Below are 16,924 nucleotides of genomic sequence, written 5' to 3'. Positions count from 1 at the left end.
GACACTAAACATATGAAACATTTCACTTTTACCTTTTTACTTTCTCTTTTTGTACTGAGTGGTTTTTCTCAGCATGTAAGCCAAAACTCTGGCTGGTTTCTGTTTTTGAACAGCACCAAGCTTAATGATAAATGGGGCTTGCACCTTGATGTTCAGCTAAGGTCTGCTGATAACTGGGATGGCGTTCAGAATTTTCTATTTAGACCTGGTGCAACTTACTATATCAATAAGAATAGCAATGCGACTGTTGGATATCTGTTGGCAAATACTTATTTAAAAGGTGATGGCTTGGCCAATAATACATTGACGGAGCACCGCATCTGGGAGCAATATATTTATACCCATAAGATTAAACCGATTTATGCGCAACATCGTTTTAGGTTGGAGCAGCGTTTTGCGGAAACTGCCGGAGGCGATGTTTTTTCACAAAGGCTAAGGTATTTTGTGAGGTTTGTCCTTCCATTTTCTGATCCTAAAGTGCCATTTGTTGAAGGACCATTTGTGGCCTTACAAAATGAATTGTTTTTCAATGTTCAAAACAATGAGAAGCTAAACGGTAAGCTATTTGATCAAAACAGAGCATACGCTGCCGTAGGTTACCGATTTAGCAAACGATTTGATGTAGAAGCAGGCTATCTAAACCAATTTATTGATGGTCGTACAAGGAATACGACCAATAACGCAATTCAATTGGCTATTTATACCAGGTTTTAGTTGGCTAGTTTTTTGTTGATGTAGAAATTCGGATCTGTTTTAAAGGATTCGTTACTGATTGCCTTATCGATAGCGGTAGTTTTCCAATGAGTAGATGGTGTAATAAAACTGAAGCTACCCGGTTTTAGCGTTACTTTTACCGGCATATCGAAGTCCTTTACATCGGCTATCCATCGGTACTTAAGTACACCATCATTGATTTGATATTCGAGTACAGGAATCTGGGTATGGCGCAGGTATTGGTCAAAAACCTTGTTTAACTTTAATCCACTTTGGGTAGCAATGTAGTCTTCCACCTGTTTGGTGCTTACTGTGCTATGATAAAAGGTTTTATTTAATCCCCTTAGTATTTCTCTAAATTTTTCATCGTTATTGATCAATTGCCTGATGATATGCACAAGGTTTGCTCCCTTGTAATACATATCTCCTGAACCTTCCTGGTTGACTCCGTATTTGCCAATGATTGGGATGTCATTTTTAACATTTTTTCTGATCCCAACTACATAAGCTGATGCGGCATCTTTTCCAGATGCTGATTCGGTAAATAGAGCTTCGGAGTAATTAGTGAAAGCTTCGTGGACCCATATATCGGCAATGTCTTTTGTGGTGATGTTATTGCCGAACCATTCGTGCCCACTTTCGTGGATAGTAATGAAATCGAACTTTAAACCCCAGCCAGAGCCAGATAGGTCGCTGCCCATGTAGCCCATTTTAAAGTTATTGCCATACGCTACTGCACTTTGATGCTCCATCCCGAGGTGTGGGGCTTGTACAAGCTTATATCCATCTTCATAGAAAGGGTAGGGGCCAAACCAATATTCAAAGGATTTGAGCATAGGTTTCACATCTGCATCCCAATGTGGACGGGCAAGCGTACTGTCTTCTTTTAATGACCAGAAGTCTAAGGATAGTTTCCCTTTTTCACCGGCATATTGATCTGTCCAATGTGAATATTTGCCTATATAGGTGGTTACATTGTAATTGTTGATGGGATTAGCTACAAACCAGTTGTATTGCCTATATCCATCGGGCTTTTCTACAGTGTTGCGCAATCTGCCATTCGAGATTTCCTGTAAGTCTTTTGGTACGCTAATGCTGATCAACATGCTGTCTACTTCATCACTTTGGTGATCTTTAGTAGGCCACCAGGAGCTCGCTCCAAAACCCTGACAGGCGACAGATACCCAGGGATTGCCTGATTTGTCTTTGCTGAAAATAAATCCACCATCCCATGGTGGGTTTTTGGCAATTACCGGGTTCCCAGAGTAATGTACGGTGAAGCTTTCTTTAGCCCCTTTTATAACATCGTTTGGAAAGGTAACATACACCGCATTAAATTCACGTTTAAAAGGAAGTTCTTTTCCGAGATAAAGAATCTTATCTACTTTTAAATTGGCAAAAAGGTCGAACTGTAGCTTTCTGAAGTTTTGTGTGGCGGTAAACTTAAATTCGTTGCTGCCACTGATGAATTTGTTAGGTATATCTATTTTAACATCGAGGTGATAGTAATTGATATCATAACAACTACGTAGTGGTGTTAGTGTACCACGCAAGGTGTCGGCTTTAGAGAATTGATTTTTTCCCTGCATCAGTTGTGCACTCGTAGGGGTTACACATAGCAATAATGCCATAAGGCTGTATAATAATATCTTCATTAAAGCTTATGGTTTTAACACGGTTAGGGTAAGTGCAGAGGCATTGTTTACATCATGAAATATGCGATGGGTTGCTTTTTGAAAATCTGATGGATCTGCCTGATAGATGTCCATAAATTTTTGTGGGTTTCTGTCAGCTAGTGGGAACCATGAATTTTGAACCTGCACCATCATACGATGACCTTTTTTAAAGGTATGGGCTACATCTGGAAGTGCATAATTTACTTTGGTGACCATGCCTGGGATAAATGGTTCTGGTTTTTCAAAGCTGTTGCGGTATTTACCACGCATGATTTCGCCACGGACCAGCATCTGGTAACCACCCATAATGATGTTGCGTGGATTGGGTGATGGATCTGGACTATCTTCTGGATATACATCGATCAGCTTAACCACATAGTCGGCATCTGTGCCCATAGTAGAAACGATAAGGTTGGCTAAAACGGGGCCAGTAAGTGTAATATCTTCCGTTAAAATATCGGTTTGGTATACTTTTACATCAGGTCTGCGGGCTGCAAAACGTTGGTCATCGATCATGTATTCGCGTGTTCTTCTGGCCTGCACTCCGTCCTGATAAGGGACAGGACTATTAGGGTCGCTCACATACTCATCCCAGCTGTCCGTCCGCTGTACTTTATCGAAGCTCAGTTTTCCATTGGGTTGGAAGTAAAGCGTTCTATTTTCTGTTTCTTGAGGTGGCCAAGTACTAAATTTTTTCCATTCATTGCGACCAGTTATAAAGATGTTCGCTTCGGCAGGATTAAAGCTGCCTTCCCCTTTCAAATGATACTTAAAGAAAGGGAGTTCAAAGTTCTCCTGATAATAGGTGCTGGTTGGCTGACCAAAATTGATGTCGCCAAAGCTGCTGCCATTGCCACGTACCCAGCCTCCATGAAACCATGGCCCTGCTACAAGGATATTATTGGCCCCAGGGTTTTGTTTTTCAATGGATTTGTAAGTCGCAAAAGTTCCATAAGCATCTTCAGCATCGAAGAAACCGCCAACCACCATTACGGCAGGTTTTACATGGGTAAGGTGTTGCTGGATGTTTCTTGCTCTCCAAAAGGTGTCGAGGTTTGGATGGGCAAATAAGTTGTTCCAAAATCTGATGCTATCCGCGAAATATTTCTCTTTTAGATTTTTAACGGATCCTGCTTCCAGGTAAAAACGGTAGTTGTCTTGAATTGGGAATTTAAAACCTTTGGGGCCTTTATCCGGGGTGATGGGTGTTGGTCTAGGTACGCCAAAAGTACTCATAAAGCTAAAGGCATCAGCTAAGAATAGCGTGCCATTGTGATGGAAATCGTCGCCAATGAACCAGTCCGTAACCGGGGCTTGTGGCGAAACTGCTTTTAATGCAGGGTGTGCACCTGGTAAGGACGTGGTGCTGTAAAAGCCTGGATACGATATTCCATATATGCCAACCTTACCATTGTTGTCTTTAATGTTTTTGACCAGCCAGTCGATCGTGTCGTAGGTGTCAGAACTTTCGTCGATGTCTTTTTTACTTTTTTTATTCGCTATTTGTGGTCTGATGTCATCAAAATTACCTTCGCTCATCCATTTGCCTCTTACATCCTGATACACAAAAATGAATCCTTCGCGCATTTCGGCAGGGAAATTACCTAAGCTTGTTTTGTAATTCTGTTCACCATAAGGGGAAACGGTATAAGGTGTCCGGTTGAGCAAGATCGGGTATTTTTTACTTTGATCTTTTGGGATATAAATGGACGTAAAGAGCTTAATGCCGTCTCGCATTGTGATGCGTCGTTCTATTTTTGTATAGTTTTGGCGGACATAGGCCGAATCTGTTTGTTGTGCAAATAGGGAAGGAGTTGCAAAAAGCAGCAGGATGGCAAGCCAGAAGGATTTAACGGGGACCATAAATGAGGGTTTTTTAAGTCATAAATATATGGAATTGGTTAATAATTGACTGATATTCACATTAGGTTTCTTAACTTTACGCAAAAAAAAATCCTTAATATGCAATACGATGTAGTTGTAATTGGCTCGGGCCCGGGCGGTTATGTTGGAGCAATCAGATGCGCCCAATTAGGCTTAAAAACGGCAGTTATAGAAAAATATAAAACTTTTGGTGGTACCTGTTTAAATGTAGGTTGTATTCCATCAAAAGCCTTGTTAGACTCTTCAGAACATTTTCACAATGCAGCCCATACTTTTCAGACTCATGGAATCAACCTAAAAGATTTAAAGGTTGATATGCCACAAATGATCGCTCGTAAAGACGATGTGGTAGCTCAAAATACTGCAGGTATTCAATACTTGTTTAAAAAAAATAAAATTGATTCATTTGAAGGTGTTGGTTCATTTGTAGATAAAAACACCATCAAAATTACTAAAGACGGTAAGTCTGAGATGATTACTGCTAAAAATGTAATCATTGCTTCGGGATCAAAACCTACAGCATTGCCTTTTTTACCAATTGATAAAAAACGCATCATTACTTCTACTGAAGCTTTAAATATTACTGAAGTTCCAAAACAAATGATTGTTATTGGTGGTGGGGTAATTGGCTTAGAGTTGGGTTCTGTTTATGCTCGTTTAGGAACTAAGGTTTCTGTGATTGAGTTTATGCCCTCTATCATTGGTACAATGGATGCAGGTTTGGGTAAAGAACTGCAACGTGTATTGAAAAAATCTCTGGGTATGGAGTTTTTCATGGGGCATAAAGTAACTGGTGCAACTACTAAAGGTAAAAAAGTAACGGTTACTGCAACTAATGCTAAAGGTGAAGAGGTTAGCTTTGAAGCTGATTATTGCATCGTTGCAGTTGGTCGCACAGCTTATACTGAAGGATTGGGCTTAGAGCATATCGGCATCAAAACTGAAGAAAGAGGAAACAAGATTCCTGTAAATGATCATCTTGAAACTACTGTTCCGGGCGTATATGCTATTGGTGATGTGGTTAAAGGTGCAATGCTTGCGCATAAAGCGGAAGATGAAGGTGTATATGTTGCAGAGCGAATTGCTGGTCAAAAACCGCATATCAATTACAACTTGATTCCTGGTGTAGTTTATACCTGGCCAGAGGTTGCTTCTGTAGGTTATACGGAAGAGCAATTGAAAGAGCAAGGTGTTCAATACAAAGCTGGTTCATTCCCTTTCAAAGCGAGTGGACGTGCTAAAGCAAGTATGGATACTGATGGTTTTGTAAAAGTATTGGCTGATGCTAAGACTGACGAAATTTTAGGTGTACACATGATTGGTCCACGTGCTGCAGATATGATCGCAGAAGCAGTTGTTGCTATGGAATTCCGTGCATCGGCTGAAGACATTGCAAGAATTTGCCATGCGCACCCAACTTATACTGAAGCATTGAAAGAAGCAGCTATGGCTGCTACTGAAAACAGAGCAATACATATTTAGTATTTCCTGTTTCTATAGATAGAAAAGAAGCCGTATCATTTTTTGATACGGCTTCTTTTTTTTGCTCATCGTCATCCTGAATTTATTTCAGGACCTCGCACCTGCAAAGTTTTCTTTCTCTTCCGAGGTCCTGAAATAAATTCAGGATGACGATGAACAGTTAAAGCTTAAAAAGGATCATTACAATTCCAAAATGTTTTAAAGATATTCTAAGGTGTTTTAATGCATTGGTGATCTGGTTTTCTACAGTCCTTTTAGAGATACACAGCCTGTCTGCGATCTCCTCATTGGATAGGTGTTCTTCTCTGCTGAGGAGAAAAATTTCTTTGGATCGATGTGGCAACTCTTCCAGATAAGAATTAATCTTTGTTTTAAGTTCGTTGTAATTAAAGTGTTCTTCGGCAGTGTTTTGTGTAGTGTTTTCCTGTACACCAATGTAGTTTCCTACATATTTAAGGTCAATGGCTCTAACCCGTCTCTCTCTTTTATATACATGGTAGCGCGCGGAACTGATTAAATAGGCTTTTATAGCATGGATCTCCAGGCTTTGTCTTTTGTTCCAAATATTCAAGAATATGTCGTGGGTAATTTCGGTACATACCTCAGGGTCTTTATTGTAATTGTAAGCGGTTTTGTATATAGCAGACCAATAGCGATCAAAAAGAATGTTAAAAGCTTTTAGCTCATTATTTTTGATTGCGTCCCATAATTCGGCATCGGTGAATTTTTGTACGTGCATATTTGGTGAAATAAATCTAGGATTAATAATCAGTTTTAAAAGAACTATTAATTTATTTTCATTTTGTATGTGTGTGCTGTTCTAAAACAGGCTCTCTATCTATAACCAATTATAAACCCTAAACCTATGTTCATGAACAAACATGAATACGTATTGCTTTTTGAGAAGCATTTAGCTGGTCAAACCAGCCCCGAAGAAGAAAAGTTGCTGAGAGATTATCAGGATGATTTCGATATCATTGATCTTCCCTGGGATGAGCGTATGGGTGACGAAGCCAAAGTAAGAGCAGTACTGCACAAAAGTCTGCAAAATGAGATCAACCCAATTGTAAAACGTCTTGATTACAAACGTTGGTCTATTGCTGCTGCAGTACTTTTGATTTGTTCTTTGGGACTGTATTATTCCGTAGTTCAGCAAAAATCGGATGTTTCACAACAATTGGCACATCGGATTACTGCTGGTGGGAATAAAGCTCTACTTACGCTTTCTGATGGTGCTAAGGTTACTTTAAATAACGATGGTACTGTTGATCCGATTACAGATGGTGGAGCAACAATCTCCAATAAAAGTAAGGGGCTGCTGGTGTATAATAATATTGCCAGGCCTGGTACTGCTAAAGGTACAAGCTTATTTAACACGATTAGTACACCACGTGGCGGACAATACCAGGTTGTATTGCCGGATGGAACAAAGGTGTGGCTAAATGCTTCATCATCATTAAGCTTCCCAACTTATTTTTCTGGGTTGGAACGACGTGTTCAATTAAAAGGAGAAGCCTATTTTGAGGTGGCAAAAAATGCACGTATGCCGTTTAAAGTGGATGTGAAAGGCATGACAGTTAAAGTGTTGGGTACGCATTTTAATGTGATGGCTTATGATGATGAGCAGGACATACATACCACTTTGTTGGAAGGCTCAGTAGCGCTATCCAATAGCAGACAAGTGCAAATGCTTAAACCCGGTGAGCAGGCCATCTTAAAAAAATCAGATGCTTCTATTGACATTAAAAAGGTAAACACTGCCGAATTTGTTGCCTGGAAGAATGGCAGTTTTATGTTTACGGATGAGAATATTGAAACCATTATGCGGAAAATTGCAAGATGGTATGATGTAGATGTTAGTTACAAAGGAAACCTTGCTGATAAGGTTTTTGCCGGTTATATCTCTAAAGATGAGGATATATCTGAGGTATTAAAAATGCTTGAGCTAACCGGTACCATTCATTTCAAAGTTGAAGGAAGGAGGATTGTCGTTATGCCTTAGTTCTACTAAAGGAGGTTTGACGGTAAAAACCGAAAGCGCTTGCGACGCGCTTCCGGAGTATTTCCGAGCTAAACCCTATTCAAAAAAGATACCGCTATCTAATTATCGATTTAACCCAAATATTCAAATGTATGAATTTTTACTTTCTGTTTAGGTACAGGATCCGACCCTGTATTTTACCAAAATTATTGCTAGCTATGAAGCTAACTATTGTTCTAATGATCATGTCGTTAACCAGTCTATATGCATCTGGTTATGCTCAGAATGTAAGTGTTAACGAGAAAAATGCTCAATTAAGCACTATTTTAAAGGATATTAAGAAACAAACCGGCTACAACTTTTTGTACAATACTAAAATGATGAATGAAGCGAACCCAGTTCATGCATCGTTTAAGGATTTACCTTTAGAAAAAGCACTCCAGATTATATTCAATAATCAGCCCTTGACATTCTTGATCAATAAAAATAATGTTATTGTTAAAAGAAAGCCAGAGCAGCCTATTGTTGCCCAGGAACTGATTACTGTAACAGGGAAAGTTGTAGACGAAAAGAAGCTGCCATTACCAGGTGTTACGGTGAAGTTAAAGGGTGCTGCAACTGGTGTGATGACTACTCCTGATGGTAGCTACGCCATTAAAGTGCCAAAAGATGGCACGTTGGTGTTTAGTTATATGGGCTATGCTGTCCAGGAAATTAAAGTGAATGGCAAAACTATTCTGGATATCAGCATGAGTGTTGATATGCGGGATCTTGACCAGGTTGTGGTGGTTGGTTATGGTACTCAAAAACGTTCGAGTATTACCGGAGCAGTAGACCAGGTTAAGGCCAGTCAGATTGAAGACCGTCCAGTGGGTAACCTTACCCAGGCCCTTCAGGGATCATCACCAAGTCTTGTGATTCAGCAACGCAGCATGAACCCCAATAATAATTCGATGAATATCAATTTAAGAGGTATTAGCACGTTTGGTAATAACTCTCCGTTATTGGTCATTGATGGTGTAATCAGTGATGACATTAGTAACATGAACAACCTGAATCCTAACGATGTTGAAAGTGTTTCGATATTAAAGGATGCAGGTAGCTCTGCAATTTACGGATCTCGGTCGGCAAATGGGGTTATTTTAATCACTACAAAACAAGGGAAATTGGGAGCGAAACCGGTAGTTAAGTTTGGCGCTATTCTAGGGTCTCAAAACCCTGAAGTATTAATTAAACCATTAAAAGGATACCAGAATGCATTATTGCGCAATGATTCTTTCCTAAATGTAGGCCAGGCACCAATCTACTCTTCGCAAGATATTGATCAGCTTGCAACAGGCGATAGCGAATATTTTTTTAAAGGTATTTTGAAAAATGGAATGCAGCAGAATTATAACCTGAGTGTACAAGGTGGGTCTACAAACACTACCTACATGATATCTGCAGGCTATTACCATCAAGAGAGTAACTTCAAAGGCCCTGATTATGGATTAAAACGATATAACTTCCGCTCTAACCTAACTACTGATATTGGGAAGCTTAAACTTACTACAATATTATGGTACGATAGAAGTGAAGGTAAAGCCTATCAGGGTGATACCGGGTTCCTGATTGCTGATGCTTCACGTTTGCCGGTATATAATAATTATATCTTAAAAGGTGCCGACGGCAGATACTATAACAATGATGTGCTTACAGGAGGAAATCCATTGGCATCATTGGAGCATGGGGGATATACCAATAGCAACAACGATCATTTTCAGGGTAGTTTAAATGGAGAATTTCAAATTATCGATGGGTTAAAAGCGAAAGGATTAGTAGGGTTTGACCTTCGCCCTGAGACACGATTAATCAGAAGGTTCTATTGGCCAATATACGGTTTGTCTTCAAGTGAAAATGATTCACCAATTAATGTAGGCGATTCAAAAAAATATAGTATTGAAGATTATAGTGGTAAAGCTACTCTCTTGAATACCCAAGTAATGTTAGACTACAATAAAACATTTGGAAAGCTACATAATGTGACTTTTTTAGCAGGATTTTCTAATGAGTCTTACAGACAGCGTCGCCAGGAAATTAAAATGCAATTTGTAGATCCGGTATTGGGTATTCCTATTGAGGGCACTATTATTGATCCAACTAGCTATAATACTGTTGGGGGAACTACTGAAAGAAGTATCTATTCTTACTTTGGTAGAATAGGATATTCCTTCGCTGATAAGTATTATGCTGAGGGAAGTTTCCGTTACGATGGGTCCTCTAAATTTGCTAAAGAAAACCGTTGGGGATTTTTCCCTTCAGTGTCATTAGGATGGCGCATTACAGAAGAGAGATTCTTTGATTTCTGGAAAAATAAAATCGGTGATTTGAAAATTCGTGGATCCTATGGAACACTTGGAAATCAAAACATTGATGACTATCAGACATTCACAACCTACGACATCTACCCAAATCAATATGGTTTTAACAATGAAGCTGTACCAGGAACAGGTTATACTTTTGGTAATCCACAGTTAAAATGGGAAACTACATCGTCATTTAATATTGGTGCAGATGCAACCTTCCTTAGCGGTAGCCTTACCGCTACTTTTGATTATTTCCACAAGAAAACAAAAGATATACTGTTAACTCCTCAAACCCCACTTACATTGGGTGGAGCTGTGCCTAAAGCCAATTTGGGCGAAATGGCTAACCAGGGATGGGAATTTAGTGTTAATTACAATCTGAGCCATAGTGGATTTCGCCATTCATTTGGGTTAAATATTGGAGATTCATGGAATAAGGTTACTAAGTTTGAAGGATTTGAGCAAATTGACAAATCTGATGAAATTGAGCGCATCATTCGTGTAGGCTTACCACTATATAGCTATTACGGCTATAAGACGGATGGTTTATTTCAAAACGAGGATGAAATTAAAAACTCAGCACTTCCTATTGGAATACTTCCTCAGCCGGGAGATGTGAAATACAAAGACCGCAATGGTGATGGCACTATTGATGACAATGATCGCTACGTATTGGGACATGCATTTCCACGTTTAACTTTTGGTTTTACTTACGATGTTCAATGGAAAGGGTTTGATTTGAGTATGTTGTTGCAAGGAGTAGGTAAACGTGATATGGCCTTAAGAGGTGAAACTATTGAGCCATTCCATAGTGGATACTCAACTGTAATGTTTGAGCATCAGCTGGATTATTGGACGCCTGCAAATCCAGATGCGAAATGGCCAAGACTTACTCCACAAAGTAACTCTTCTACCGTTAACAATTATGGCAAAGGCTCTGATTTCAATATTTTTAATGCTGCTTATTTACGCTTAAAAAACATTCAAATTGGTTACACCCTGCCTAAAACTCTAACTACAAAGATTGGCATGAGTAAGCTGCGCGTTTTTGTTAATGGACAAAACTTGCTCACTTTCAGTAAAAATTCTTTCATCGATCCGGAATCTACTGAGTTTGGTGGAAGCATGAATGCAAGTGGAGCAAACAGCGCGCGTAACTACCCATTGTTGAAATACATAGGAGGCGGCTTTAATGTTGAGTTTTAATGGACAATATATATAAGGGAATCATGAAAAGGAAAATTATAATATATAGCCATCTGGTTTTAATGGTGGCAGGCTTGTTGGTTACTGGCTGTGTTAAGCTGGACGTTACACCAACTAATAAGTTTACTGATGAAACTTACTGGACATCGGAAGATAAGGCCAATTCCGTTTTGAGTATGGCTTACCGACAAATGTTTAGTAGCGATTATTTTATGGCAAATGAGATATTGAGCGATAATGTTTATAACGGATATGGAACGTCTAACGAAAAGCTGATCGCTACGGGCTTGGCAGACGCCTCCAATGGACGTTTTGAAAGCGAATGGGGAGCTACTTATGGTGGAATAAAAACTTGTCATACTTTTTTGGCAAATGTAGATAGAATAACCTCAATGAGTCAGTTACTTAGAGATAGAAGAAAAGCTGAAATACGCTTTATTCGGGCCTCTCTTTATCTTGAACTAACTACATGGTATGGCGATGTGCCACATTTTATTGCGGACATTACGCCAGAACAGGCTAAAACAATCGCCCGCAAACCTCAAACACAAATTTTAGAATGGGTACATAAAGAGTTGGATGAAGTAGCAGCCATATTACCAAGCCGGGAAGAATATGCTGCCGCTGATAATGGAAGAATAACCAGAGGCGCAGCGATGGCACTGAATGCACGGGCATATTTATATGAAAACAACTGGACTAAAGTAGCTGAATATACCGATAAGCTAATCAACAGTTCTACTTATGGTACATACAGTTTATTCTCAAATTATGAAGAGCTGTTTTGGGCGAAAAACGAATACAATAGTGAAATTATCTTGAGCATGCAATATGTTCCTGAATTAAGAACATGGGGAAATCTGGTTGATTTTGCACCAATGTCTACTAATGCTCGCCTTAATTTGGCCGGCCCAACACAAGGATTGGTAGATAGCTATTTAATGAAAAATGGCAAGAAATGGACTGCAAGTGATCCTGCTTATGCAGGTCGTGATCCCCGAATGGGTGCAACGATAGCCTATGATGGTTCTAAATGGACGAATAGATCCGGCGTTATTTATGACATTGTTATTCATCCTGATGGCCCTGCACCAACAGACGGCAGAAAGTCTGATAAGTATACAGGTCCTGGTTCTACTCAAACTGCAACCGGTTATTATTATCGTAAATTTTGCGATCCAACACCATCATCATATACTGGAGGTGGATGGGATTCGAATTTAAATCTGCCTTTGATTCGCTTTGCTGATGTGCTATTGATGTATGCTGAAGCTAAAAATGAACTAGGTCAAATGAACAGCACAGTTTGGGATCAAACTATAAAAAAGTTGAGACAAAGAACTGGATTTGATAATACGGGTGATGCATTAGATCTTCCAAGCAACGATCCGAACGTGTTACGTGAAGTGATCCGTAACGAACGTCGTTGTGAGCTGGCTTTAGAAGGTTTGCGAGTATTTGACATTCGTCGTTGGAAAACAGCTGAAACGGTACTGACCCAACAGCCACGCGGGGCGAAATTTGATAAAAGCAGTGGAACTTATGATTACATCAAACTTCCGGCAGGAAGCTTTAGTAGAAATCGTGATTATTTGTGGGCCGTACCGAGAAAGGAACGTTTGCTAAATCCAAATTTATCACAGAACCCAGGATATTAACCATTAACAAAGAAGAACAATGAAAAAATATATATTATCAACAGCCTGTTATTTAATTGCATTATTGGCTTTTACCGGTTGTAAAAAAGATAAAGATTTTAAGGAAGTTATCGTAACAGAGGTTACTACACTTTATTCGCCAGATGATGGTAGAAATTTAGTACTGCAACCTACCAGTGCAACTGTGTATTTTGAATGGGAAAAGTCTATAGCTCAGGATAATGGAGTAGTTTATTATGATGTTTTGTTTGATAAAGAAAATGGGGATTTCTCTAAACCGATATATGTGGTTGCGGCCGACAATAAAGGAATTAGTACAGGAGCAAGTATCACCCATAAAGTATTAAATAAGATTGGTGGATTAGCCGGAATTGCATCCGCTGAAGAAGGTATTCTTAAATGGACTGTGGTAGCTTCAAGGGGTTTAACAAAAACAATGTCTAAACAAACCCGTAAAATCAACGTTACCAGATTAAGTGGCATAGACCCTCCTGTTTCCCTGTATTTAACAGGTGAGGGAACTGAGGCTGGTACTGATTTAAGCAAGGCATTAACTGTAAAAGGACTTGACGGTGGTTATGAGTTTGAAATTTATACTAAGCTACAGGTAGGTAAAACGTATAAGTTTATAGATTCAAAAACAAATGTATCCAGAACTTTCTCTGTGGATGCAGGAAATGCTACTTTCAAGGAAAATGGAAATGGGGCAACAGTAGCTAAGGATGGTGTTTATAAAATCAGTTTAGATTTTACTGCCGGATCCATCACTTTCAAGGAAGTCACTAAACTAGACTTCTTTATGTGTTCCCCTCAACAAAGAGTTGCGTTAACTTATCAGAGTAAAGGGAAATGGAAAGCAAATGCTGTTAAGCCTGTATATAATGGTGATGATAGGTATTTCTTCTGGATAACTATTGGAGGCTCGGAGCAAAAAGTAGGTTCTGCAAACAAAGATAATCAAGCACCAGCTGACTTAAAACCAAGTCCGTTTTATTATTTAGTTTTTAATCCAACCGACAAAAATCAATGGGATTATTCATTTAAGTTCCCTAATAAAACAGATGTGTCATTCAATATAACTGTAGATTTTGGTTCAGAACTAGCAAGTTATACTCATCTGATTGAGAAATTATAGGTAACAAAATAATACAATCAATGGTAATTAAGTTTCGAATTGTAAAAATATGCAAATGAAAAGAATATTGTTAGCATCCTGTGTAGCGCTAGTATTTATCGCTTGTGGGAAAATAAATGATGAATATATAGATAGGAGTACCAAAAATGCTGTTAACTGGACTACTGCAGCCGATAGCAGCAGTATCAATTTTGCGAGTATTTACTGGAATTCTACTAAACATCACTTCAATAACGACAATCTAGGAGCTATAGGTCAGTACGATTACTGGCCTGAGGCTCATGGATTGGATGTGTTGGTTGATGCCTATCAAAGAACAAAAGACAATTTATATAAACAACGTATTTATGATTTCTATGAAGGTGTGAAAGCTAAAAATGGCGGAGGTTTCTATAATAACTATTATGATGATATGGGTTGGCATGGAATGGCGCATCTGCGGGCATTTGAGGCAACCGGTGATGCCCGTTATGAAACGTCTGCAAAGGATTTGTGGAAATGGATTACTGTTGGTTGGAATGATTTTGATGGCGGAGGTATTCCCTGGAATCATGAAAATACAGTAAATGGCAAGAGTAAGGGTATTCCTTCAAACGGTCCTGCTGCAATTATAGCTGCCCGTCGTTGGCAGAGATATGGCGAATCAGAAGTGATCAATGGACATAATAATTTAGAATGGCTTTCTATGATCTACAACTGGATGAAGGAAAATCGTGTTGTGCAGCAATCCGGAAGGGTATTTGAAAAAGTAGAAGATAGTAAAGGGGACTGGACTTATAATGCAGGAACTTATATGGGGGCTGCTTTAGAGTTTTATAAGATCACTGGGAATAAAGTGTACCTGAACGATGCCATCAAAACTGCCGACTGGACTACAAGCACACTGGTAAATACAACTAATAAGTCGTTGAGCGATTGGGCTGAACAAGAGGATCATGATGTAAATTTATTTAAAGGAATTTTTGTCCGTTATTTAACGGAGTTGATTAGAAACAAGGATTTGCCGGAAACGACTAGGAAAAGGTATGTTAATTTTCTAAAAAATAGTGCGCAGATTTTATGGACCAAAGGGACAGCTAAAAGTCCAGTAATCCTATTCGGATACCATTGGTGGGAAGCACCAATAGGGGGAAAGGCTGGCTTGCGTGCTCAGTTAAGCGGTGCTATGCTCATGGAATCATTAGCGGTGCTTAAAAAAGAGGGTTATCTCGATTAGTAAATTATAAAAACATCAATCGCACTATCAACACACACAAATAGCGCTACAGCTTAAAGTACATGAACAGATCACCATTTTTATCAATAGGAACCTTAATTCTTATTTTTACCTTATTCAATACTTCATTTAATGCTTTTGGACAGTCTGCAAAATACGAGGCCAACTGGGCTTCGTTGGACAAAAGGCCGCTTCCAGGATGGTTTGAAGACGCTAAGTTTGGCATTTTTATCCATTGGGGGCCTTACTCTGTGCCTGCCTGGGCACCTAAAGGAATGTATTCTGAATGGTATCAATACTGGCTCAACCAAAAGGATAAGGCCGTGAATGAACACCACAATAAGGTTTATGGTAAAGATTATTCCTATTACAATTTTGGTGATCTGTTTAAAGCTGAAGATTACAAACCAGACGATTGGGCAAAATTAATGGAGGCTGCTGGTGCTAAGTACGTTGTGCTTACTTCCAAACATCATGACGGATTTTCATTATGGCCAAATAAAGAGGCTTCTAAAGCATACTCCAGACCATGGAACAGTGTGGAAACAGGGCCGAAACAAGATCTTGTAGCTGCGCTGGCTGATGCAGTTCGTAAGACTGATATGAAAATGGGATTCTATTATTCTTTATTCGAATGGTATAACCCGCTTTGGCAAAGCGATAAAAAAAGATTTGTTGACGAACACCTCTTCCCTCAGGTGAAAGATCTGGTAACAAAGTATAAGCCAGATCTTTTATGGGCTGATGGTGAGTGGGAAATGTCTGATAAGGACTGGAAATCTGAAGAACTGCTGGCATGGCTTTATAACGAGTCGCCAGTTAAAGATCAGGTTATTGTAAACGACAGATGGGGAAAAGATACCAGGAAGAAACACGGAGGTTACTACACCACCGAATATGCTGCTGACTTTGCCGCCGATAAACCCTGGGAGGAATGCCGAGGCATGGGCTTTTCTTTTGGCTTTAATAAAAACGAGGACTTGCAGGACTATAATTCTGCGCAGACTTTAATTTTAATGTTGGTTAATATTGTAAGTAGTGGGGGTAATCTTTTATTGGATATAGGACCTGATGCCAATGGTAAAATTCCAGCTATTATGCAGGAGCGTTTGTTGCAGATAGGTGCCTGGATGAAAGTTAATGGCGAAGCCATCTATGGTACTCGCAAATGGAAAAATACTTTCCAGTGGTCGGCCGGAAAAACAGATTGGCAGCCTAAAAAGGAAGGGAGCGAAGGGGGAAGTTATATCCTTAAACAAACTGTAGATCCAGATCCTGGTTATGCCGTTAAGGAAGCTTTTTTTACAAGTAAGGGTAATAACCTTTACGCCATCCTTCCAAAATTACCGGTGGGTAAATTTTTATTAAAAGGTGTTAATGCGCAAGGTAATGCGAAGGTTAAATTACTAGGATCAAACAAAACTATTAAATGGCGTAAAGTTGCTGCGGGACTAGAGTTAGATTTACCAGCATTCTATTTGAACGAACTTGCTGAACAACCTGCATATACCGTTCATATTAGTAACATCAATAAAAATTAAGGGCTGTACTGTTAATGCGCATCGTCATCCTGAATTCATTTCAGGATCCCTCAAGAGAAAGAAAATTTTGCAGGTGCGAGGTCCTG

At 39.3% G+C, this 16,924-nt stretch carries 11 protein-coding genes; 8 read left to right on the top strand and 3 right to left on the bottom strand.

What is annotated here, in order from left to right; all coding sequences use genetic code 11:
• Nucleotides 1-12: 12 nt before the first annotated feature.
• Entirely contained in the window at nt 13-714 is a 702-nt protein-coding gene (locus FBD94_RS13800) for a DUF2490 domain-containing protein (protein ID WP_136880606.1), read from the top strand.
• On the opposite strand, the gene FBD94_RS13795 is transcribed toward FBD94_RS13800, so the two are convergent.
• Both FBD94_RS13795 and FBD94_RS13790 read right to left on the bottom strand, forming a co-directional pair.
• A complete protein-coding gene (locus tag FBD94_RS13795) occupies nt 711-2,369 on the bottom strand; it encodes a M1 family metallopeptidase (protein ID WP_136880605.1) in 1,659 nt (552 codons plus the stop codon). The genes FBD94_RS13800 and FBD94_RS13795 overlap by 4 nt on opposite strands.
• Before the next feature lie 6 nt (nt 2,370-2,375).
• Nucleotides 2,376-4,253, bottom strand: coding sequence for a CocE/NonD family hydrolase (locus tag FBD94_RS13790; RefSeq protein WP_136880604.1), 1,878 nt, complete (start codon nt 4,251-4,253; stop codon nt 2,376-2,378).
• Between the two features lie 99 nt (nt 4,254-4,352).
• Here FBD94_RS13790 and lpdA point away from each other — a divergent pair, with 99 nt between their 5' ends.
• A complete protein-coding gene (lpdA, locus tag FBD94_RS13785; protein ID WP_136880603.1) occupies nt 4,353-5,756 on the top strand; it encodes a dihydrolipoyl dehydrogenase in 1,404 nt (467 codons plus the stop codon).
• 160 nt (nt 5,757-5,916) lie between these two features.
• Here the strand turns inward: lpdA and FBD94_RS13780 are convergent, their stop codons facing one another.
• Entirely contained in the window at nt 5,917-6,495 is a 579-nt protein-coding gene (locus tag FBD94_RS13780; protein ID WP_136880602.1) for an RNA polymerase sigma factor, read from the bottom strand.
• A gap of 132 nt (nt 6,496-6,627) precedes the next feature.
• On the opposite strand from FBD94_RS13780, the gene FBD94_RS13775 reads away from it, so the two are divergent.
• From FBD94_RS13775 to FBD94_RS13750, 6 genes are all read left to right on the top strand, one after another.
• The gene (locus FBD94_RS13775) at nt 6,628-7,758 is read left to right on the top strand and encodes a FecR family protein (protein ID WP_169472307.1); all 1,131 of its coding nucleotides are present in this window, start codon (nt 6,628-6,630) and stop codon (nt 7,756-7,758) included.
• Nucleotides 7,759-7,955: 197 nt separating this feature from the next.
• Nucleotides 7,956-11,288: a TonB-dependent receptor gene (locus FBD94_RS13770; RefSeq protein WP_136880600.1), complete on the top strand. Its 3,333-nt coding sequence runs from the start codon at nt 7,956-7,958 to the stop codon at nt 11,286-11,288.
• Between the two features lie 23 nt (nt 11,289-11,311).
• Entirely contained in the window at nt 11,312-12,946 is a 1,635-nt protein-coding gene (locus FBD94_RS13765; RefSeq protein ID WP_136880599.1) for a RagB/SusD family nutrient uptake outer membrane protein, read from the top strand.
• 19 nt (nt 12,947-12,965) lie between these two features.
• A complete protein-coding gene (locus FBD94_RS13760) occupies nt 12,966-14,081 on the top strand; it encodes a SusE domain-containing protein (protein WP_136880598.1) in 1,116 nt (371 codons plus the stop codon).
• A gap of 55 nt (nt 14,082-14,136) precedes the next feature.
• Nucleotides 14,137-15,297, top strand: coding sequence for a glycoside hydrolase family 76 protein (locus FBD94_RS13755; RefSeq protein ID WP_136880597.1), 1,161 nt, complete (start codon nt 14,137-14,139; stop codon nt 15,295-15,297).
• Between the two features lie 62 nt (nt 15,298-15,359).
• The gene (locus tag FBD94_RS13750; RefSeq protein WP_136880596.1) at nt 15,360-16,838 is read left to right on the top strand and encodes an alpha-L-fucosidase; all 1,479 of its coding nucleotides are present in this window, start codon (nt 15,360-15,362) and stop codon (nt 16,836-16,838) included.
• Nucleotides 16,839-16,924 lie beyond the last annotated feature (86 nt).

The sequence above is a fragment of the Pedobacter hiemivivus genome, assembly GCF_005144565.1.
In the GTDB taxonomy this organism is placed as follows: Bacteria; Bacteroidota; Bacteroidia; order Sphingobacteriales; family Sphingobacteriaceae; genus Pedobacter; species Pedobacter hiemivivus.
The sequence above is the reverse complement of the archived record's forward strand: the minus strand, read 5'-3'. Positions and strand labels throughout refer to the sequence as shown.